Source organism: Pseudescherichia sp., assembly GCF_031979925.1.
Classification (GTDB): Bacteria; Pseudomonadota; Gammaproteobacteria; order Enterobacterales; family Enterobacteriaceae; genus Pseudescherichia.
The window spans coordinates 45,570-66,420 of record NZ_DALZFB010000015.1 but is presented as its reverse complement, the minus strand read 5'-3'; the positions used below and the strand labels follow the sequence as shown (position 1 = coordinate 66,420).

The window sequence follows — 20,851 nt, the reverse complement described above, 5'->3', positions numbered from 1 at the left end:
TCGGGCGCGTTTTTTATTGACAGGGTGAAAACAGTACGGTTACTTTACTTGCAGACACGCACAGGAATTACCCATGAAACAGACGCCGTTTTTCTTCGCACGCTTTTTTACCTTCCCCTGAACGGGAGGCGTTTCGTCGTATAAGAGCGTGTGCGAAGACGAACAGCAAGGCCTCCCAAACCGGGGGGCCTTTTTTATGGCTGACAGACCGATAACGATAATGACTAAGGCAACACTATGACACCGGAAAACCCGCTGCTGGATCTGCGTAAAAAGATAAGCGCCCTGGATGAGCAACTGCTGGCGCTGCTGGCCGAGCGTCGCCAGCTTGCCGTTGAGGTGGGCAGGGCCAAGCTCACCTCCCACCGCCCGGTGCGCGATATCGACCGTGAACGCGATCTGCTGGAGCACCTGATCCAGCTGGGCAAAACGCACCATCTCGATGCGCACTATATTACCCGCCTGTTCCAGCTAATTATTGAAGACTCCGTGTTGACCCAGCAGGCCCTGCTCCAGCAGCATCTCAATAAAACCAACCCGCACTCAGCGCGGATCGCTTTTCTTGGTCCCAAAGGATCCTATTCACACCTGGCCGCGCGTCAGTATGCGGCGCGCCACTTCGAACAGTTTATTGAGAGCGGCTGCGCCAGGTTCCACGATATCTTTCAGCAGGTGGAGACCGGCCAGGCTGACTATGCCGTCGTACCGCTGGAGAACACCAGCTCCGGGGCAATTAACGACGTCTACGATCTGCTCCAGCACACCACCCTGTCCATTGTTGGCGAGATGACCGTACCGATCGATCACTGCGTGCTGGTCTCGGGCACTACCGATATGAGTAAAATCGAAACGGTTTATAGCCACCCGCAGCCCTTCCAGCAGTGCAGCCAATTTTTAAACCGCTATCCGCAGTGGAAAATTGAGTATACCGAGAGCACCTCGGCGGCAATGGAGAAAGTGGCCCAGGCTAACTCGCCTCAGGTGGCAGCGCTGGGCAGCGAAGCGGGCGGCGCGCTGTACGGCTTGCAGGTGCTGGAGCGTAACCTGGCGAACCAGACGCAAAACATCACCCGCTTTATTGTCCTGGCGCGTAAACCAGTTAACGTCTCCGATCAGGTTCCGGCCAAAACGACGCTGCTGATCGCCACGGGCCAGCAGGCCGGTGCGCTGGTTGAAGCGCTGCTGGTGCTGCGTAATCACAGCCTGATCATGACCAAGCTGGAGTCGCGACCTATCTACGGCAATCCGTGGGAGGAGATGTTCTATCTGGATATCCAGGCCAACCTGGAGTCTGCATCCATGCAGAAAGCCCTGCGCGAGCTGGGAGAGATTACCCGCTCGCTGAAGGTGCTGGGCTGCTATCCCGGCGAGAACGTCGTGCCGGTCGATCCGGCCTAACGCTCAATAAAGGGAGATTTCTTCACGCCTGCCACGTTCACCGGCAGGGTGAAGATCGCCCCGGAGAGCGGAAACTTCGCCAGCTCATCTTTCTTCATATTTTCCCGGGTGGTGGTGATAAACAGCGTCTTCATATCCTCACCACCAAAGCAGACCATGGTCGGGCAGCGCACCGGCAGTCGGTACTCTTCAAGCTGCTCGCCCTCGGGAGAGAAACGCGCGATGCGCCAGCCGTCATACAGTGCGCTCCAGTAGCAGCCCTCAACGTCCGTCGCTGCACCATCCGGCTGCCCCTCCTCTTTCTTAAAGGTTCGGAACACTTCGCGCTTGCCAGGCTCGCCCTGCTCATCCAGCGGCGTGCGGTAGATCACCTCCTGCGGCGTATCGGAGGTGTACATCCACTTCCCGTCCGGACTAAACGCCAGCCCGTTGGCCCCGAGGATATCGCACTGGATGACCTTCGGAGTCAGATCGTTATCGACCCGCACCAGCAGCGCGCCGTTGTAATCCTGCGGTGCCCAGAACGTGCCAGCGTAAAAGCGCCCAGCATGGTCGGTTCCGCCGTCGTTAAAGCGCGCCAGCTCCGGGTTAGAGGGGTTATCACACACCTTATGGGTCAGCAGGCCACGCTTGTCCGCCAGCCAGATGGCACTACGCATCGCAACGATAAAGCCGCCCTTCTCGCGTAGGGCAAAGCAACCCACCTCTTCCGGAAACCGCAGGACGGTATGCTCAGCGGTCGCCAGATGGTAGCGGTGGATCTCCCCCTCCAGAATATCAGCCCAGTACAGCGCCTGTTCCGATTCGCTCCAGACAGGACATTCCGGCAGATGGCCGGTGTAATCAAACAGCAGTTGCGGCTCAGCCATAGAGACTCCCATACAGTAAAAAGGCCAGCGGGTAACCCACTGGCCTTAAAGTATATACAGCTTTTAACCTATTGACGGTTATCGTTGGCCTGCCGCAGCAGCACCCGGCTTTCGCTCTGGAAGCGCTGGGCGTAGTCGCCAAACCAGTGCTCAACCTTACGGAAGCTGTCGATAAACGCCTGCTTGTTGCCCTGCTCCAGCAGCTCGATCGCTTCGCCAAAGCGCTGGTAGTAGCGCTTGATCAGCGCGAGATTGCTCTCTGAGGCCATAATGATATCCGCATAGAGCTGCGGATCCTGGGCAAAGAGCCGCCCAACCATCGCCAGCTCCAGGCGGTAGATAGGCGAGGAGAGCGCCAGCAGCTGCTCCAGCTGCACGTTCTCTTCCGCCAAATGCAGTCCGTAGGCGAAGGTCGCAAAGTGACGCAGCGCCTGAATAAAGGCCATGTTCTGATCGTGCTCGACGGCGCTGATGCGGTGCAGTCGCGCGCCCCAGACCTGAATCTGCTCCAGCAGCCACTGGTAGGCTTCCGGTTTGCGACCGTCGCAGTAGACCACCACTTGCTTCGCCAGGCTGCCGCTGTCCGGACCGAACATCGGATGCAACCCCAGCACCGGCCCTTTATGCACGCTGAGCATCGCCTGTAGCGGCCCGCTTTTTACCGATGCCAGATCGACCAGGATGCAATCCTCCGGCAGCGGCGGCAGAGAAGCAATCACCTGCTCGGTGACATGAATCGGCACGCTGACAATTACCATTCCAGCGTCGGCGACAATACTGGCCGCCTGCGCCCAGTCCTCTTTCTCCAGGATACGCACCTGGTAGCCGGAGAGGGTCAGCATCTTCTCGAACAGCCGCCCCATCTGGCCGCCGCCGCCCACGATAACCACCGGGCGCAGCGTCGGACAGAGAGTTTTGAACCCTTTATCGTTCTCGCTGGAGTAGGACTCCCGCATCACGCGCCTGAGCACATCTTCAATCAGATCCGGCGGCACGCCAAGCGTTTCGGCCTCCTGACGGCGGGAGGCCAGCATGGCAGCCTCACGCTCGGGAACGTAGATCGGCAGGCCATATTTACTCTTAACCTCGCCCACCTCGGCCACCAGATCCAGACGCCTGGCCAGCAGGGCCAGCAGCGCCTTATCCACTTCATCAATTTGATCGCGCAGGGCGGTCAATTCAGCAACCATAACAACCTCTTAAGCCAGACGTGCTGCCAGATGCCCACGCAGATGTTTGTTGATCTCACGCAGCAGCGCATCGGTGGTCTCCCAGCTGATGCAGGCATCGGTTACGGAGACGCCGTGCTTCATATCGCTGCGCGGCTGCTCTGACGATTGATTACCTTCATGGATATTACTCTCGATCATCAGGCCGATGATTGACCGGTTGCCATCTTTAATTTGCGCCACGACGGATTCCGCTACCGCAGGCTGACGACGGTAGTCTTTATTGGAGTTCCCGTGGCTGCAGTCGACCATCAGGGCCGGCTTCAGGCCTGCCTGGGTCATCTCTTTCTCACACTGAGCCACGTCCGCCGGGCTGTAGTTCGGCGCTTTGCCACCGCGCAGGATCACATGTCCGTCCGGATTGCCCTGGGTCTGCAACAGGCACACCTGACCGGCCTGGTTGATACCGACAAAACGGTGCGGCATTGCCGCCGCGCGCATAGCATTGATTGCCGTCGCCAGGCTGCCGTCGGTGCCGTTCTTAAATCCGACCGGCATTGAGAGGCCGGAGGCCATTTCACGGTGGGTCTGGGACTCGGTGGTACGTGCCCCGATGGCCGACCAGCTAAAGAGATCGCCCAGGTACTGCGGGCTGTTGGGATCCAGCGCTTCGGTCGCCAGCGGCAGGCCCATGCTGACCAGCTCCACCAGCAGGCTACGGGCAATTTTCAGCCCGGCTTCGACATCAAACGAACCATCCATGTGCGGATCGTTAATCAACCCTTTCCAGCCGACGGTAGTACGGGGTTTTTCAAAATAGACGCGCATGACCAGGTAGAGGCTATCGCTGACCTCCTCGGCAAGGGCTTTAAAGCGGTGAGCGTACTCAATGGCCGCCTGAGGATCGTGAATGGAGCAAGGCCCACAGACCACCAGCAGACGCGGATCGCGCCCGGCAATGATGTCGGAAATAGTCTGGCGCGATTGAGAGATCTGCGCCTCCTGCTCAGCCGTCAGCGGAAACTCCGCCTTCAGGCGTTCCGGAGTGATTAAAACCTGCTCGTCGGCGATATGGACATTATTCAACGCGTCTTTTTGCATGATGGCGATCCTGGTCATTTATTGCGATAGTTCGTTGCGATAGTGTTCTCAGTAGAGAATGACCTAACAGTAACATAATCGGTAAAGATTTCAATCCATATTACGTACACAATAGTTTACAATAGCCCCTGAATAGCAACTTATTTGCGCTTTTTCTGTAAACTTAAATGCACACCAAGCAACGTAACGGCAACCAGGCTACGCTTTAATAAAAGAAAAAGGAGCACGACAATGAAACCTGGAAAGTACGCACTATTAGCGATCCTGCTGTCTGGCTGTTCAGTTGAACCTTACACACATGCTCCCACCTGGACTGGCACGGACTGGTACAGCGCCGGAAAAGACGACGCCCTCTCCGGCGCGGTAGTCAAAGAGAACAGCGTGCTGGCTGCGTTACATAACGATGCCGACGTTGATCGAAACCGTTATCTGCAAGGCTACAAAGAAGGCCTGAAAAGAATTTGCCACGACGACTTTCTCTATGCCTGGGGCCGTGCGGGTAAAATCTACCCTGTCGGCTGCGATACGCAAGAGAGCGCCACTCAGCTGCGTAGTGCCTGGCAAGCGGGGATGAAAGAGGGAACCCGCGACGCCATCCTCAATTAACAGCCGTAATATTATCCAATCTGTGAATAAGTCGCGATCACGCCTGCTCTGGCCAGGGTAAAATAACCACGATCGTACAAGGGTCTATGCAGGTAAACGCTGTTTTTCTGCTACGTGTAATAGTTAGCCGTCGTTGCGGGGAAATAATGATGAATACGGATCTTTCACGCCCAACCTTTAAGCGCACCCTACGCCGAATCAATATTATTAACGTGATTATTACGATGACGCTGGTCTGGTTTCTGATCTCCGTCACCTCGGTGCTAACGCTTAAACAGTATGCCCAGCGCAATTTAGAGCTGACGGGGGCGACCATGAGTCGTAGCCTGGAGTTCGCGCTTGTCCGCAACGACGCCTCCGCCGCTGCCGATACGCTCTCTACGCTCGGCCAGCGCGAACTCTATAGCGCAGCGGAGGTGCGAGACACGAAACAGCACGTTGTGGCGGGCTGGTCCTCGACGCCGGAAACCAGCTATGACAAAGCCAGCGAGCTGATCCGTCAGGGGCTGCTTTCCCAGCCGGTTACCCAGCCAATCATGCACGACGGCACGCAGATCGGCGAGCTGCGCCTGACTGCCCAGGCCAGCCTGATCGGTCATTTTGTTCTGCTCTCTCTTGGCGTATTAACCGGCTCTATCCTGTTTGCTTCTGCGGTGGCGCTTGCCATCAGCCGCTATCTGCATAACGGCGTGTTTAACGCCCTGCAAAATATTACCGACGTGGTGCATGACGTGCGGACCTACCGTAACTTTTCCCGCCGCGTCGCCGACGAGCGTATTGAAGAGTTTCATCGCTTTGGTCAGGACTTTAACAGCCTGCTGGATGAGATGGAGGAGTGGCAGCTGAGTTTACAGGCGCACAATGCCCTGCTGCTGCGTACCGCCCTGCACGATCCGCTAACCGGGCTGGCTAACCGCGCCGCTTTTCGCAACGCCATCACCACCTTGATGAAGGATGAAGCCGCCCAGAGCTGCTCGGCGCTGCTGTTTCTGGATGGGGACAACTTCAAATTTATCAACGATACATGGGGCCACGCCGTTGGCGATAGCGTGCTGATTGAAGTCGCGAAACGGTTAACTGACTTCGGCGGTAAACAGCATATGGTCTACCGCCTGGGTGGGGATGAGTTCGCAATGATCCTCACCGGCGTGCACAGCGAGCATGAGGTTAAGCGTCTCTCAGGCGCGCTGGCCCAGCAGTTCTATCAGCCTTTCGATCTGCACAACGGCACGACGACCATGATGACCCTCAGTATCGGCTATGCGCTGGCCTGGGAGCACGCCAGCGCCGATAGCCTGCTGGAGCTGGCGGATAAGAACATGTACAAGGTCAAGCAGCGCCACTCAAAGACGCCCTGACTCCTGTTCTGGCTGCAGCGGTGCGGCACTGGCCCGCCGCCAGCGCAGAATATCAATAGCGATAAACAGCAGCAGGCTGGTGCCCAGCACCGGCAGCGCCAGGCCAATCAGCACGGCGAGGACCAGGGTTATCAGCCGCCCTCCTCCACCCAGCGCCAGCCAGCTCTGCACCAGGGTTTGCACCGGACTGACGCCGCCCCTTGCCGGACGGCGGATCCACCACAGCCGGTAGCCCACCACGATGCTGACGCACAGCATGCCGCCAAACAGGATCAGCGCCAGCTGGTTTGGTAGACCAAACAGCACGCCCATATGGAAATCGACGCCCCAGCGGGTCAGCTTCGCCATCAGCGGGAAGTCGGCAAAATGCGTTTGGTCAATCACCGTCATGGCGTGACTATCGATCGCCACGGCATCGACCTGGGTTGGCCAGGCCCGGTCAATCTCCGTCACCGTCCAGGCCATGTCTGCACTGCGCGGCGGACGGATCTCAAGACGAGAGGCATCAATGCCCGCCTGTCGGGCAACCTGCAACACCTCATCATACTGGACGCTGTCGGCGTCGTTCTCCGCCATCGGCATCGTCATCGTCATCCCCTCATGGTGCTCGTGATGGGCATGATGCTCCGCATGGGGATCGGCAGGCTGAGCAGGCCCGTGCAGCTGGGTATTGACCTGCGGCGTCATCCAGCCCAGCGCCGCACGCATCTTATCAACGTTCCCACCGGCCCACTGCGACCAGGTCAGACCGGTCGCAGAGAAGAGCAGCATTCCCGCCAGCAGAGCCCACCCCAGGCTGACGTGCAGACGGCGATGATTCTGTACCCGGTTGGTAATCCGCCGTTTCGGGCGGGTAAACCACCACAGCGCAATGCCACCCAGGGCAGCGATCCACATCCACGACGCGGCCAGCTCGCTGTAAATTCGCCCAACGTCTCCCAGCAGCAGGGAACGGTGCAGGTAGTCGATGGTCTGGCGCAGGGGCAGAATGCCGCTGGTGCCATAGACGGTCATATCGCCTTTTACCGCCAAAGTCACGGGATCGATAAAGATAGCCCGGTTCTCCGAGACGCCGAGTTGCGGATCGGCAAACATCACCCGCGTCGTCTCCCCGTCGATAAGCCCAGGGCGGACGGCGTGCAGACGCAGCGTTCCGCCGGTCACCTTCTCGGCCACCGCCACCTGCTCGGCCAACGGCTGATGCTCACCGGTAACGGTACCGTAGAGCGCATCGTGATAGAGCGCACTCTCCAGCTGTGGGGTTGCGACATAGAGCGTCCCGCTGAGGGCAGCGATAAAGATAAACGGGCCCACAAAGAGGCCGATGTAGAAATGAAGACGTCGCAGCAGGTTTACCCATGCCGCGCGCGAAGTGCAGATAGTCATACTTTTCCTTTCTAAGGCAAAAAGTGAGTGATTTTGTTTTTAAAGGGAAAAAGCAGACAGGCGCGGCGGGGCGCGGGTATCGGGGCAGAGCCAGGGGAAGAAGTGCCAGTGATGCACGGCGGGCCGCGGTGGTGTGGTCCGCAGCCTGAGCAGCACGCCACAGAGCAGAACGATAAGCGCAAGGATCACGCCTGGCACGTGCGCTAACAGCACGCAGTAGCCACACGCTTCGGCATGATCGACAGGTATGCTTTGCGATGCGGGCTGATGCTCGGGCATCGCATGATGTTCAGGCATCATCGACATCTCGTGATGCATGCCTGGCATCGCGCTCATAGGGTCTTTTTGCAGCGCGACGGAGATCAGTGGTGCAATCACGATCAGCAGGATCGCAAACAGCGCGGTCAATGCCGCTGCGCGTTTCCATGTTGAGTGATGCATCAGGTTAGCCACTAGCCCTCCGGTCGAGAGGGGACATTGTAATGGATTTATAACGCAGGGGTTAACAGATCGCGCCTACAGGCATAAAAAAAAAGGGGCCAGCCCACAGGCCAGCCCCTTTTTATCAGGATGTCGCGACAGCGAATCTTAGTTAAGACGCTCTTTGATACGAGCAGACTTACCGGTACGCTCACGCAGGTAGTACAGTTTAGCTTTACGTACAGCACCACGACGTTTAACAGCAATGCTGTCAACTACCGGAGAGTGAGTCTGGAAGACACGCTCAACGCCTTCGCCGTTGGAAATTTTGCGAACAGTGAATGCAGAGTGCAGACCGCGGTTACGAATAGCGATAACCACGCCCTCGAATGCCTGCAGACGTTTTTTGGAACCTTCAACAACCCATACTTTCACTTCCACGGTATCACCCGGACGGAAGGAAGGTACGTCCTGCTTCATCTGCTCTTGTTCAATTTGCTTAATGATGTTGCTCATAATTTAATCTCTTATCCTGGGTAAACTGATATTTGGAGGCTTACGCCATCCCATCATGTATTTGCTGCTGTTGTGCGTGCTCTTTTCGGAACTCCGCCAGCAGCTTTGCTTGCTCTTCAGTCAGAGCCAGGTTTTCCAGAAGTTCAGGTCTTCTAAGCCAGGTGCGGCCCAGCGACTGTTTCAGACGCCAGCGACGTATCTCGGCATGGTTACCCGACAGCAGAACCGCCGGAACCTCCATGCCTTCTAACACCTCAGGACGGGTATAGTGTGGACAATCCAGCAACCCATCGGCAAAGGAATCTTCCGTTGCCGAAGCCTCATGCCCCAGTACGCCTGGAATAAACCGGGCAACCGAGTCAATCAGCGTCATTGCTGGTAACTCACCACCGCTGAGCACGTAATCGCCGATAGACCACTCTTCGTCGACTTCGGTTTGGATCACACGCTCATCGACCCCTTCGTAGCGCCCGCACACCAGAATCATTTTCTGATTCGTTGCCAGTTCGCTGACGCCCGCTTGATCAAGCTTGCGTCCCTGAGGTGACAGATAGATCACCTTTGCGCCTTCACCCGCCGCGGCTTTCGCTGCGTGGATGGCATCCCGCAAGGGCTGAACCATCATGAGCATCCCCGGTCCGCCGCCGTAAGGACGATCGTCCACGGTACGGTGCCGGTCATGAGCGAAGTCACGTGGACTCCAGCTCTGGATGCTCAGCAGGCCATTTTTAACGGCCCGGCCAGTTACCCCGTAATCGGTAATGGCGCGAAACATGTCAGGAAACAGGCTAACTATACCAATGAACACAAGCCAATCCCCATCGTGCCGTGCCTACCGTTTATCCGGAGGTTTAAAAACCAGGATCCCAATCTACTTCGATTGTGCGAGTAGTGAGATCGACTTTCTTGATAACCTGTCCATCGAGGAACGGAACCAGCCGCTCCTTGATACCAAACGCATCTTTCAGATTTGCCTTGATGACGAGAACGTCATTTGACCCGGTTTCCATCATATCGATGACTTTCCCCAGGGCGTACCCCTCTGTAGTCACTACCTGGCAGCCCATAAGGTCTTTCCAGTAGTAGTCACCCTCAGTGAGCGGCGGCAACTGCGACGAATCCACGACAATTTCACAATTAGTCAGCGCATTCGCAGCATCACGGTCATCAATGCCTTTCAGCTTAATGACGATGTCCTGATTGTGGTGACGCCAGCTTTCCAGCTCGACCATCTGCCACTTACCGGCCTTCTGGATAAACCAGGGCTGGTAATCAAAAATGCTTTCAGCGTCTTCAGTGGAGGAAAACACTCTGAGCCAACCACGGATCCCGTAGCAAGAACCCATTTTTCCCAATACGATCGGTTCAACAGGTGCTTTAATGCTCATCATGACCACCGTGACAGATTAAGCTGCTTTGTTTGCTTCTTTGATCAGCGTAGCAACGCGATCGGAAACGGTAGCGCCCTGGCCAACCCAGTGAGCGATGCGATCCAGATCCAGGCGGGTGCCTTCTTCTTTTTCGCTAGCGATCGGGTTGAAGAAACCAACGCGCTCAATGAAGCGACCGTTGCGTGCATTACGGCTGTCAGTAACAACAACCTGGTAGAACGGACGCTTTTTAGCGCCGTGACGAGCTAAACGAATAGTTACCATAACATCCTCTTGTGTGAATAAAACACCAGGCCCCGTCGAGGAACGGAGCCCGGTGTCATATTAAAAGCCCGAAAATTTTACTCGTTTCCCGGCAAAAAGCAATCAATACATCGAAATCGCAGGCAAGTAAGCCAGGCCATATCAGCGCTTCGGGAAACCTGCGGGCGGCATCATCCCCTTCATGCTACGCATCATTTTTGCCATCCCGCCCTTCTTCATCTTTTTCATCATGCGCTGCATGTCATCGAACTGCTTCAGCAGACGGTTGACGTCCTGCACCTGCATGCCGCAGCCCGCCGCGATACGGCGCTTGCGGGAGCCTTTGATGATGTCCGGGTTGGCGCGCTCTTTCAGCGTCATCGAGTTGATGATCGCCTCCATACGCACCAGAATTTTGTCGTCCATCTGGGATTTAACGTTGTCCGGCAGCTGGCCCATGCCCGGCAGCTTGCCCATCAGGCTGGCCATGCCGCCCATGTTCTTCATCTGCTTGAGCTGCTCAAGGAAGTCGGTGAGGTCAAAGCCGTCGCCCTTCTTCAGCTTGTTCGCCAGCTTCTCTGCCTGAGCGCGGTCTACCTTGCTCTCGATATCTTCGATCAGCGACAGCACGTCGCCCATACCGAGGATACGGGAGGCGATACGATCCGGGTGGAACGGCTCCAGGGCTTCAGTTTTCTCACCCACGCCGAGGAACTTGATCGGCTTGCCGGTGATGTGGCGAATAGAGAGCGCCGCACCGCCGCGGGCGTCACCGTCGACCTTGGTCAGCACCACGCCGGTCAGCGGCAGCGCTTCGTTGAACGCCTTCGCCGTATTGGCGGCGTCCTGACCGGTCATGGCATCGACCACGAACAGCGTCTCTACCGGATTAATGGCGGCGTGGACGTGTTTGATCTCGTCCATCATCGCTTCGTCAACGTGCAGACGACCGGCGGTATCCACCAGCAGCACGTCGTAGAACTTCAGCTTCGCCTCTTTCAGCGCCGCGTTAACGATATCAACCGGTTTCTGCGCCACGTCGGACGGGAAGAAATCGACGCCGACCTGTTGAGCCAGGGTCTCAAGCTGTTTGATCGCCGCCGGGCGATAGACGTCGGCAGAGACCACCAGCACCTTCTTCTTGTGCTTCTCGCGCAGGAACTTACCTAGCTTACCGACGCTGGTAGTTTTACCCGCACCCTGCAGGCCCGCCATCAGCACCACCGCAGGCGGCTGCGCGGCCAGGTTAAGCACCTGGTTCTCTTCGCCCATCGCCGCAACCAGCTCGCCGCGTACGATTTTGACGAACTCCTGACCTGGGGTCAGGCTTTTGTTAACTTCATGACCAACCGATTTTTCTTTTACGCGGTTAATGAACTCGCGTACAACCGGCAGGGCGACGTCCGCTTCCAGCAGTGCCATTCGCACTTCGCGCAGCGTCTCTTTGATGTTCTCTTCGGTGAGGCGTCCACGGCCACTGATATTGCGCAACGTGCGCGACAAACGATCGGTTAAATTATCAAACATTGTCTTTCACCTGGGGTGGAAACGGTTGGCCGCCTGAGCGACACATAAATACGATTTTGCGGCAGTATAACATGAAGCCGCTGCTGTTGGGATGCAAGGGTTGGAGGTAAGGTCGCGTAACGCTATACTGCCTCTCTTCTATCTACTGCAACTATCGACATCACTATGCCCGTTTTTGCCCTGCTTGCGCTTATTGCTTACTCCGTCAGTCTGGCGCTGATTATTCCCGGCCTGCTGCAAAAAAACAGCGGCTGGCGACGGATGGCTATCATCTCTGCGGTCATCGCCCTGGTGAGCCATGCGCTGGCCCTGGAGGCGCGCATTTTTCCCGACGGCGATACGGGACAGAACCTGAGCCTGCTCAACGTCGGCTCGCTGGTCAGTCTGATGATCTGTACGGTAATGACTATCGTGGCCTCGAAGAATCGCGGCTGGCTGCTGCTGCCTATCGTCTACGCCTTCGCGTTGATTAACCTGGCCTTCGCCACCTTTGTACCTAATGAGTTCATCACCCACCTCGAAGCGACGCCGGGCATGATGGTGCACATTGGCCTGTCGCTGTTTGCCTATGCAACGCTGATTATCGCTGCCATGTACGCCCTGCAGCTGGCGTGGATCGACTACCAGCTGAAGAACAAGCGCCTGGCCTTCAGCAGCGAGATGCCGCCGCTGATGAGCATCGAGCGCAAGATGTTCCACATCACCCAGATCGGCGTGGTGCTGCTCACCCTGACGCTCTGCACCGGCTTGTTCTACATGCGTAATCTGTTCAGCATGGAGAACATTGATAAGGCGGTGCTCTCAATCATTGCCTGGTTTGTCTATATCGTTCTGCTGTGGGGGCACTATCATAAAGGATGGCGCGGCCGCCCGGTGGTCTGGTTTAACGTGGCGGGCGCAGGCCTTCTCACGCTGGCCTACTTTGGCAGCCGCGTTGTTCAGCAGTTTGCTGGCTAAGCACACCCGTTAAGACGTAAGGAACTCTCTTGGAACACATCTCCACCACCACGCTGATTATCACGCTGATCGTCATGGTGGTGATCTCCGCCTACTTCTCCGGCTCTGAAACCGGCATGATGACGCTGAACCGCTACCGGCTGCGTCACATGGCGAAGCAGGGCAACCGCGCAGCAAAGCGCGTTGAAAAATTGCTGCGCAAGCCTGACCGTCTCATCAGCCTGGTGCTGATCGGCAACAACCTGGTTAACATCCTCGCCTCCGCTATCGGCACCATTGTCGGAATGCGTCTCTACGGCAACGCCGGGGTGGCGATTGCGACCGGGGTACTCACCTTTGTGGTGCTGGTCTTTGCCGAGGTGCTGCCGAAAACTATCGCCGCGCTCTACCCGGAAAAGGTCGCCTTCCCCAGCAGCGTTCTGCTCGGGCCGCTGCAGATCGTCATGATGCCGCTGGTGTGGCTGCTCAACACCGTGACCCGCCTGCTGATGCGCATGGTAGGCATCAAGGCCGACGTCGTGGTGAGCAGCGCCCTGAGTAAAGAGGAGCTGCGCACCATCGTGCATGAATCGCGCTCGCAGATGTCACGCCGTAACCAGGATATGCTGCTGTCGGTGCTGGATCTGGAGAAGGTCAGCGTTAACGACATCATGGTGCCGCGCAATGAGATTGTCGGTATCGATATCAACGACGACTGGAAATCCATTGTTCGCCAGCTAACCCACTCTCCGCATGGGCGCATCGTGCTCTATCGCGAATCGCTGGACGACACCATCAGCATGCTGCGGGTGCGCGAAGCCTATCGCCTGATGACCGAGAAGCAGGAGTTTACTAAAGAGATGCTGCTCCGGGCGGCGGATGAGATCTACTACATCCCGGAAGGCACCCCCCTCAGCGTTCAGCTGGTGAAATTCCAACGTAACAAGAAGAAGGTTGGGCTGGTGGTAGATGAGTACGGCGACGTGCAGGGCCTGCTGACGGTGGAGGATATTCTCGAAGAGATCGTGGGCGACTTTACCACCTCAATGTCCCCTACCCTCGCAGAAGAGGTCACGCCGCAAAACGATGGCTCGGTGATCATCGACGGCACCGCCAACGTGCGCGAGCTAAATAAAGCCTTTAACTGGCAGCTGCCGGAAGAGGAGGCGCGCACCATCAACGGCATGCTGCTGGAGGCGTTAGAGGAGATCCCCGCCGCAGGCACGCGGGTACGTATCGCCCAGTACGATATCGATATTCTCGACGTGCAGGACAACATGATTAAGCAGGTGAAGGTGCTGCCGGTTAAACCGCTGCGGGAGAGCGTGACAGAGTAAAAGATGTAGGCCGGGCAAGGCATGAGCCGCCGCCCGGCATAGCAGCCTCAGCACAGTAACGCCCGGTGGCGCTTCGCTTACCGGGCCTACAAATTACACCGTGCTTACTGTGGTGCTGATTAGCCCTTCGCTTTCGCGACGGTGACCATCGCGGCGCGCAGGGTGCGGCCGTTCAGGGTGTAACCCTTCTGCATCACGCCCAGTACGTTGCCTGCTGCAACATCTTCAGATTCAACCATGGCAATCGCCTGGTGAACGTTCGGATCCAGCGGCACGTTGGTGTCGGCAACCACGTCAACGCCAAACTTGCGCACGACGTCCAGCATCGACTTCATGGTCAGCTCGATACCTTCCACCATCGGTGCCAGCTCTGGGTTAGCTTTATCCGCCACTTCCAGCGCGCGATCCAGGCTGTCGATCACCGGCAGCAGCTCATTGATAAACTTCTCCAGCGCAAACTTGTGCGCCTTCTCAATGTCCAGCTCGGTACGGCGACGCAGGTTCTCCATCTCCGCTTTGATGCGCAGGACACCGTCACGCTCGCGATTTTGCGCCTCAACCAGCTGTGCTTCGAGGTTCGCAATTTTCTCATCGCGCGGATCCACCTGCTCAACAGAAGCGTCAGGCTCTACTGCCTCAACCTCTTCATGCTGCTCCGTGATAATTTCTTCCGGGGCTTGCCCCTCAGGCGTTTTCTGTTCTTTACTACTCATGAATTTCTCCGCGTTTTTTTGCATTGATCTCGCTAACTTCGCTTATTATGGGGATCAGTTTTACGGTTTCAAGAGAAGCCTTAAGATTGTCACCCTTCATTTGGCAAAAGGACTCCAGATAATGAGTACTCATTTCACGTGTATTGGGATTGTCGGCCACCCGCGTCACCCTACGGCGCTGACCACACATGAGATGCTCTGGCGCTGGCTGTCCAGCCGGGGATATGACGTTATCGTTGAGCAGCAGATTGCCCAGGAGCTAAAGCTCACCAACGTGCGCACCGGCACGCTGGCGGAGATTGGCCAGCAGGCGGATCTGGCGGTGGTGGTCGGCGGCGACGGCAATATGCTCGGCGCGGCCCGCACCCTGGCGCGTTACGATATTAAGGTCATCGGTATTAACCGTGGCAACCTCGGCTTTCTGACCGATCTCGATCCGGACAACGCCCAGCAGCAGCTGGCGGACGTGCTCGAAGGGCACTACATCAGCGAAAAGCGCTTTTTGCTGGAGGCGCAGGTGTGCCAGCATGACTGCCAGAAGCGGATCAGCACCGCCATCAATGAGGTGGTTCTCCATCCGGGCAAGGTAGCGCATATGATCGAGTTTGAGGTCTATATCGATGAGGTGTTTGCCTTCTCCCAGCGCTCGGATGGCCTGATCATCTCCACCCCCACCGGCTCTACGGCCTACTCGCTGTCTGCGGGCGGCCCAATTCTGACTCCGTCGCTGGACGCCATTACCCTGGTACCGATGTTCCCGCATACGCTCTCAGCTCGCCCGCTGGTAATCAACAGCAGCAGCACCATTCGCCTGCGTTTCTCCCACCGGCGTAACGATCTGGAGATCAGCTGCGACAGCCAGATTGCGCTGCCGATCCAGGAGGGCGAGGATGTGTTAATCCGCCGCTGTGACTACCATCTCAACCTGATCCATCCGAAAGATTACAGCTACTTTAATACCCTGAGTTCCAAACTCGGCTGGTCAAAAAAATTGTTCTGAAATCGACGGCGGGTGCTTTACTGGATATAAAACCTGTTTATACTGTACGAAAACACAGTTATGGTTTTTCATACAGGAAAGCGGCTATGCTGGCACAACTGACCATCAGTAATTTTGCAATTGTTCGCGAGCTGGAAATTGATTTTCACAGCGGCATGACCGCCATTACTGGCGAAACCGGCGCGGGTAAATCCATTGCCATCGATGCGCTCGGGCTGTGCCTCGGCGGGCGTGCGGAAGCGGACATGGTTCGCACCGACGCCGCACGCGCCGATCTCTGCGCCCGCTTTTCCCTGAAAGATACCCCGGCTGCCCAGCGCTGGCTGGAAGAGAACCAGCTAGAAGATGGCCGTGAGTGCCTGCTGCGCCGCGTCATCAGCAGCGACGGCCGCTCCCGCGGCTTTATTAACGGCACGGCGGTGCCGCTCTCCCAGCTGCGCGAGCTGGGCCAGCTTCTCATTCAGATCCACGGCCAGCACGCGCATCAGCTGCTGACCAAATCCGATCACCAGAAAACCCTGCTCGATGGCTATGCCGGTGAGTATGCCCTCACCCAGCAGATGGCAGAGCACTACCGCCTGTGGAACCACAGCTGCCGCGAGCTGGCCCAGCATCAGCAGCAGAGCCAGGAGCGCAGCGCTCGCGCCGAGCTGCTGCACTACCAGCTGAAAGAGCTGAACGACTTCAGTCCGCAGCCGGGCGAGTTTGAGCGCATCGACGAAGAGTACAAGCGTCTCGCCAACAGCGGTCAGCTGCTGAGCACCAGCCAGCACGCCCTGACGCTGCTCGCCGACAGCGACGACGCCAACCTCCAGAGCCAGCTCTATACCGCGCGTCAGATGGTCACCGAGCTGGTGGGCATGGACAGCAAACTCTCCAGCGTGCTCGATATGCTGGAAGAGGCCGCCATTCAGCTGAGCGAGGCCAGCGACGAGCTGCGCCACTACTGCGACCGCCTCGACCTCGATCCGAACCGCCTCTACGAGCTGGAGCAGCGTATCGCGAAGCAGATTTCGCTGGCGCGCAAGCACCACGTCACTCCGGAAGAGCTGCCGGCGCACTATCAGGCACTGCTTGATGAGCAGCAGCAGCTTGACGATCAGGCCGACTCCCAGGAGACGCTCTCCCTGGCGGTGCAGAAGCACCATCAGCAGGCGCTGGCCACCGCGCAACTGCTGCATGCGCAGCGAGTGAAGTATGCCCAGGAGCTGGGCGGGCTAATCACCGAGAGCATGCATGCCCTGTCGATGCCGCACGGTCGCTTCCACATTGACGTCAGCTTTGACGAGCGTCACCTGACGCTGGAAGGCGCGGACCGCATTGAGTTCCGCGTGACCACCAACCCGGGCCAGCCGATGCAGGCCATCTCGAAGGTCGCCTCCGGCGGTGAGCTGTCGCGTATCGCTCTGGCGATCCAGGTGATTACCGCCCGTAAGATGGAGACCCCGGCGCTGATTTTCGATGAGGTTGACGTAGGTATCAGCGGCCCGACCGCGGCCGTAGTTGGTAAGCTGCTGCGCCAGCTCGGCGAGTCCACCCAAGTGATGTGCGTAACGCACCTGCCGCAGGTGGCGGGTTGTGGTCACCACCACTTCTACGTCAGCAAAGAGACCGACGGTGCTATGACAGAGACGCACATGCAGCCGCTGGATAAAAAGGCGCGGTTGCAGGAGCTGGCGCGTCTGCTGGGCGGTAGCGAAGTCACCCGGAACACGCTGGCTAATGCGAAAGAACTACTCGCAGCCTAAACTTTTCGGCTAATTCCGGGTCATAGTGAGACATAAAATCGCCGCTGGATCCAATAGCAGAGGTTTCAAACTCGCTAAAGGTCTATTATTATCGGCATATTACAAATGAGCCGCGTACTACCAGGCCCGAAAAGGAACCAAATCACTATGCGCTGTAAAACGCTGACTGCTGCCGCAGCGGTTCTTCTGATGATGACTGCTGGCTGTTCCACTCTGGAGAAAGTGGTTTACCGCCCAGATATCAACCAGGGGAACTATCTGGCACCTAACGACATCTCTAAAATTCGTATTGGCATGACGCAACAGCAGGTTGCCTATGCGCTGGGTACCCCGATGATGAGCGATCCGTTTGGTACCAACACCTGGTTCTACGTGTTCCGCCAGCAGCCTGGCCATGAGGATGTCACGCAGCAGACGCTGACCCTGACCTTTAACAGCAACGGTGTGCTGACCAACATCGACAACAAACCGGCCCTGACCAACTAGGTTCCGCCAGGTAAAAAAACAAAAAGCGCTCAGTGAGCGCTTTTTTTGTGCCAGCAAGGACGCTATTCGTCGTCCGCTTTTTCTGCGCGCTTACGCCGCAGCTCTTTCGGATCGGCAATCAGCGGGCGATAGATCTCTACCCGGTCACCATCCTGCACCGCGTCGGCCAGCTTTACCGGACGGCTGAAGATACCGACTTTGTTTTTCGCAAGATCGATATCCGAGCGCAGCTCCAGCAGGCCAGAGGCGTTAATCGCCTCTTCTACCGTTGCCCCTTCGCTCAGCGTCACGCGCTGCAGGTACTGCTTCTCCGGCAGGGCGTAAGCCACTTCAACGCGAATCTCATCCGGCACTGTAAACCTCTTTGGCGCGATGGGTAAACGCCTGCACCATGTTTGAGGCCAGCTCTTTAAACACGCGGCCGAAGGCCAGCTCGATCAGCTTGTTGGTGAATTCAAAGTCCAGATTGAACTCGATACGGCAAGCATCCGGACTCAGCGGCGTAAACCGCCAGCCACCCATCAGCTGCTTAAAGGGACCATCCACCAGCTGCATGAGAATGCTTTGGTTGCTGGTAAGTGTGTTACGGGTGGTGAACGTCTTACTGATGCCCGCCTTCGAGACATCAACGGCAGCCGTCATCTGCGTCGGGCTTGCCTCCAGTACCCGGCTGCCGGTACAGCCTGGCAAAAATTCCGGGTAGGACTTTACGTCGTTCACTAATTGATACATCTGTTCTGCGCTGTAAGGCACTAAAGCAGTTCGGCTTATCTGCGGCATAGCGTTATCCTGAGGTCTACACCTCATAAATAATAACATTTCCTGCCCAGGAAAGGAAAACGCAAAGCCAAACTCATGCTAATATAACGCGTTACACCTCGCAGGATAGATGGGGTATTTTTCAACAGCTGATTACCGACGATTTACGATACTTATGACAAAGAAAAAAGCACATAAACCGGGTTCCGCTACCATTGCGCTAAACAAGCGCGCCCGTCACGAATATTTTATCGAGGAAGAGTTTGAAGCGGGCCTCTCTCTCCAGGGTTGGGAAGTGAAGTCCCTGCGCGCCGGGAAGGCAAACATCGGCGACAGCTATGTGATCCTGATTGAGGGCGAAGCCTACCTGTTCGGGGCCAACTTTACGCCGCTGAGCGTTGCCTCGAGCCACGTCGTCTGCGACCCTACTCGTAACCGCAAGCTACTGCTCAACCAGCGCGAGCTGGACACCCTCTATGGCCGCGTAAACCGCGAAGGCTATACCGTTGTCGCCCTGTCGCTCTACTGGAAAAATGCCTGGTGCAAAGTGAAGATCGGCGTCGCCCGCGGTAAGAAACAGCACGACAAACGCTCCGATGTGAAAGAGCGCGAGTGGCAGGTAGATAAAGCCCGCATTATGAAGAACGCCGGACGCTAATCTCTACGCTTGCAGCACCTCCCTCTCCGCTGGGGAGAGGGTGTGCGTACAACGGATTATCTAGCGCTCGCGTAGCGCCTCGTTGACCTTGTTCAGCGGCTTGATCAGGTAGTCCATCACCGATTTCTGCCCGGTTTTAATCTCTACGTTCGCCACCATGCCCGGCAGGATCGGGAAGCGCTGGCCACTCTTGTTTTGTAGCTCGGCACTTTTGGTCCGCACATAGACGCGGTAGTAGAACTGATCCCGACGCACCTCATCCTGTAGCGTATCCGGCGACACCACCTCCACCTGGCCGGTCAGGTTACCGTAGATTGACGAGTCGTAAGCCGTGACCTTCACCGTCGCGGGCAGGCCTGGACGGATATAGGCGATATCCCGCGGGTTAATGCGCGTCTCCACCAGAAGCTGATCCTCCAGCGGAACAATCTCCATTAGCTTGCCACCCGGCTGCAGGACGCCGCCGACGGTAGTGACCTGAATGTCTTTGACGATGCCGCGCACCGGTGAAAAGAGCGTAGCGCGATCCACCTGATCTGCCTTACCGCTCATCGCCTGGATCTGCGCGTCGAGATCGGCATTGGTTTTCACCTGCTCCTCGCGGGCACGTACCGCAAACTGATTTCGCGCCTCGTCGATTTTGCCCTGCAGCTCGGTGGCCTGTCGCTGGAGGCGGATCACCTCCACCTCGCTTGCCGCCCCCTTCGCCACCAGCGGCTGGGTCATGCGCAGCTCCGACATCACCAGCTGATACGTTTTCTTCAGGTTGGCCACCGTCTCGTTCAGGTTGCGCCGCCGGGACTCATACAGCTGACGCTCACGCGCCACCAGATCCGGCTCACGCATCGACTCTTCGCTAAAGCGCAGCGGCTCCCCGGTCAGCTCCGAGCGCAGGCGCTCGCTGGAGGCCCGTAGCGCACGTACCCGGGCCGCCGACTCGCCGTAGTTAGATTGAAAACGGGTGGGATCGAGACGGGCCAGCATCTGCCCGCGCTCGACGATATCCCCCTCGCGCACCAGCATCGCGCTGACGATACCGCCGTCGAGGCTCTCGATCACCTGAGCGTGGCTTGATGGCGTGATCTTGCCGGTGCCTACCGTCACCTCATCCAGAATGGCCCACCATGCCCATACTACGAAGATCAGCAGCCCCGCCAGTGCCAGCCAGATCACCGACGAGTAGAACCGCCCCTGACGGGCGAGATCGTCCTGCATACTCAGTTGACTCAT

At 57.4% G+C, this 20,851-nt stretch carries 24 protein-coding genes and 1 other annotated feature; of the genes, 10 read left to right on the top strand and 14 right to left on the bottom strand.

The genetic code is table 11. From position 1 onward, the window contains the following. The first annotated feature begins 72 nt into the window (after positions 1-72). Positions 73-198: a sequence feature (Phe leader region), on the top strand. Both pheL and pheA read left to right on the top strand, forming a co-directional pair. After that, positions 74-121 carry a pheA operon leader peptide PheL gene (gene pheL / locus RTM13_RS18825; RefSeq protein ID WP_181016674.1) on the top strand — a complete coding sequence of 16 codons (48 nt, stop codon included), beginning with the start codon at positions 74-76 and terminating at the stop codon, positions 119-121. Its footprint overlaps the feature before it by 48 nt. A gap of 39 nt (positions 199-237) precedes the next feature. After that, positions 238-1,398 carry a bifunctional chorismate mutase/prephenate dehydratase gene (gene pheA / locus RTM13_RS18820; RefSeq protein ID WP_312214120.1) on the top strand — a complete coding sequence of 387 codons (1,161 nt, stop codon included), beginning with the start codon at positions 238-240 and terminating at the stop codon, positions 1,396-1,398. On the opposite strand, the gene RTM13_RS18815 is transcribed toward pheA, so the two are convergent. The 3 genes from RTM13_RS18815 to aroF form a co-directional block, all read right to left on the bottom strand. Further along, a complete protein-coding gene (locus RTM13_RS18815; RefSeq protein ID WP_312214118.1) occupies positions 1,395-2,267 on the bottom strand; it encodes an SMP-30/gluconolactonase/LRE family protein in 873 nt (290 codons plus the stop codon). The two genes, pheA and RTM13_RS18815, sit on opposite strands and share 4 nt — an antisense overlap. 68 nt (positions 2,268-2,335) lie before the next feature. Next, positions 2,336-3,457, bottom strand: a complete 1,122-nt coding sequence (gene tyrA, locus RTM13_RS18810; protein WP_312214116.1) for a bifunctional chorismate mutase/prephenate dehydrogenase — start codon at positions 3,455-3,457, stop codon at positions 2,336-2,338. A 9-nt stretch (positions 3,458-3,466) separates the two neighbouring features. Next, positions 3,467-4,537, bottom strand: a complete 1,071-nt coding sequence (gene aroF, locus RTM13_RS18805) for a 3-deoxy-7-phosphoheptulonate synthase AroF (RefSeq protein ID WP_312214114.1) — start codon at positions 4,535-4,537, stop codon at positions 3,467-3,469. Between the two features lie 231 nt (positions 4,538-4,768). Here aroF and RTM13_RS18800 point away from each other — a divergent pair, with 231 nt between their 5' ends. Together RTM13_RS18800 and dgcN are read left to right on the top strand one after the other, a co-directional pair. Continuing rightward, on the top strand, positions 4,769-5,143 hold the full coding sequence (locus tag RTM13_RS18800; protein ID WP_312214112.1) for a DUF2799 domain-containing protein: 375 nt from the start codon (positions 4,769-4,771) through the stop codon (positions 5,141-5,143). A 149-nt stretch (positions 5,144-5,292) separates the two neighbouring features. After that, the gene (dgcN, locus tag RTM13_RS18795) at positions 5,293-6,501 is read left to right on the top strand and encodes a diguanylate cyclase DgcN (protein ID WP_312214138.1); all 1,209 of its coding nucleotides are present in this window, start codon (positions 5,293-5,295) and stop codon (positions 6,499-6,501) included. Here the strand turns inward: dgcN and RTM13_RS18790 are convergent. From RTM13_RS18790 to ffh, 7 genes are all read right to left on the bottom strand, one after another. Further along, positions 6,487-7,887, bottom strand: a complete 1,401-nt coding sequence (locus RTM13_RS18790) for a PepSY-associated TM helix domain-containing protein (RefSeq protein WP_312214110.1) — start codon at positions 7,885-7,887, stop codon at positions 6,487-6,489. The genes dgcN and RTM13_RS18790 overlap by 15 nt on opposite strands. A gap of 39 nt (positions 7,888-7,926) precedes the next feature. Continuing rightward, complete coding sequence (locus RTM13_RS18785) at positions 7,927-8,328, bottom strand: DUF2946 domain-containing protein (RefSeq protein WP_409456063.1); 402 nt, start codon at positions 8,326-8,328, stop codon at positions 7,927-7,929. A gap of 147 nt (positions 8,329-8,475) precedes the next feature. Beyond that, complete coding sequence (gene rplS / locus RTM13_RS18780; protein WP_006178051.1) at positions 8,476-8,823, bottom strand: 50S ribosomal protein L19; 348 nt, start codon at positions 8,821-8,823, stop codon at positions 8,476-8,478. Between the two features lie 40 nt (positions 8,824-8,863). Beyond that, positions 8,864-9,631, bottom strand: coding sequence for a tRNA (guanosine(37)-N1)-methyltransferase TrmD (trmD, locus tag RTM13_RS18775; RefSeq protein WP_042387508.1), 768 nt, complete (start codon positions 9,629-9,631; stop codon positions 8,864-8,866). 43 nt (positions 9,632-9,674) lie between these two features. Continuing rightward, positions 9,675-10,214, bottom strand: coding sequence for a ribosome maturation factor RimM (gene rimM / locus RTM13_RS18770; protein WP_312214106.1), 540 nt, complete (start codon positions 10,212-10,214; stop codon positions 9,675-9,677). A gap of 15 nt (positions 10,215-10,229) precedes the next feature. Continuing rightward, positions 10,230-10,478: a 30S ribosomal protein S16 gene (gene rpsP, locus RTM13_RS18765; protein ID WP_042387512.1), complete on the bottom strand. Its 249-nt coding sequence runs from the start codon at positions 10,476-10,478 to the stop codon at positions 10,230-10,232. A gap of 141 nt (positions 10,479-10,619) precedes the next feature. Next, positions 10,620-11,984, bottom strand: a complete 1,365-nt coding sequence (gene ffh, locus RTM13_RS18760; protein ID WP_312214104.1) for a signal recognition particle protein — start codon at positions 11,982-11,984, stop codon at positions 10,620-10,622. Positions 11,985-12,149: 165 nt separating this feature from the next. On the opposite strand from ffh, the gene RTM13_RS18755 reads away from it, so the two are divergent. Next, on the top strand, positions 12,150-12,941 hold the full coding sequence (locus RTM13_RS18755) for an inner membrane protein YpjD (protein WP_312214102.1): 792 nt from the start codon (positions 12,150-12,152) through the stop codon (positions 12,939-12,941). Positions 12,942-12,970: 29 nt separating this feature from the next. After that, positions 12,971-14,257, top strand: coding sequence for an HlyC/CorC family transporter (locus RTM13_RS18750; protein ID WP_312214100.1), 1,287 nt, complete (start codon positions 12,971-12,973; stop codon positions 14,255-14,257). A 119-nt stretch (positions 14,258-14,376) separates the two neighbouring features. Here the strand turns inward: RTM13_RS18750 and grpE are convergent, their stop codons facing one another. Further along, on the bottom strand, positions 14,377-14,970 hold the full coding sequence (grpE, locus tag RTM13_RS18745; protein WP_312214098.1) for a nucleotide exchange factor GrpE: 594 nt from the start codon (positions 14,968-14,970) through the stop codon (positions 14,377-14,379). Between the two features lie 121 nt (positions 14,971-15,091). On the opposite strand from grpE, the gene nadK reads away from it, so the two are divergent. From nadK to bamE, 3 genes are all read left to right on the top strand, one after another. Then, a complete protein-coding gene (gene nadK, locus RTM13_RS18740) occupies positions 15,092-15,970 on the top strand; it encodes an NAD(+) kinase (protein ID WP_312214096.1) in 879 nt (292 codons plus the stop codon). Between the two features lie 86 nt (positions 15,971-16,056). After that, entirely contained in the window at positions 16,057-17,718 is a 1,662-nt protein-coding gene (recN, locus tag RTM13_RS18735) for a DNA repair protein RecN (RefSeq protein ID WP_312214094.1), read from the top strand. A gap of 147 nt (positions 17,719-17,865) precedes the next feature. After that, positions 17,866-18,204, top strand: a complete 339-nt coding sequence (gene bamE, locus RTM13_RS18730; RefSeq protein ID WP_238081059.1) for an outer membrane protein assembly factor BamE — start codon at positions 17,866-17,868, stop codon at positions 18,202-18,204. 62 nt (positions 18,205-18,266) lie between these two features. Here bamE and RTM13_RS18725 read toward each other — a convergent pair whose 3' ends face one another. Together RTM13_RS18725 and RTM13_RS18720 are read right to left on the bottom strand one after the other, a co-directional pair. Then, positions 18,267-18,557, bottom strand: coding sequence for an RnfH family protein (locus RTM13_RS18725; RefSeq protein WP_312214092.1), 291 nt, complete (start codon positions 18,555-18,557; stop codon positions 18,267-18,269). Next, positions 18,547-18,984, bottom strand: coding sequence for a type II toxin-antitoxin system RatA family toxin (locus tag RTM13_RS18720; protein ID WP_312214090.1), 438 nt, complete (start codon positions 18,982-18,984; stop codon positions 18,547-18,549). Before RTM13_RS18720 ends, RTM13_RS18725 begins: the two co-directional genes overlap by 11 nt. A gap of 154 nt (positions 18,985-19,138) precedes the next feature. Between RTM13_RS18720 and smpB the strand changes: the two genes are divergently transcribed. Further along, the gene (gene smpB / locus RTM13_RS18715) at positions 19,139-19,621 is read left to right on the top strand and encodes an SsrA-binding protein SmpB (protein WP_312214088.1); all 483 of its coding nucleotides are present in this window, start codon (positions 19,139-19,141) and stop codon (positions 19,619-19,621) included. A gap of 60 nt (positions 19,622-19,681) precedes the next feature. Here the strand turns inward: smpB and RTM13_RS18710 are convergent, their stop codons facing one another. Beyond that, complete coding sequence (locus RTM13_RS18710; RefSeq protein WP_312214086.1) at positions 19,682-20,851, bottom strand: HlyD family efflux transporter periplasmic adaptor subunit; 1,170 nt, start codon at positions 20,849-20,851, stop codon at positions 19,682-19,684.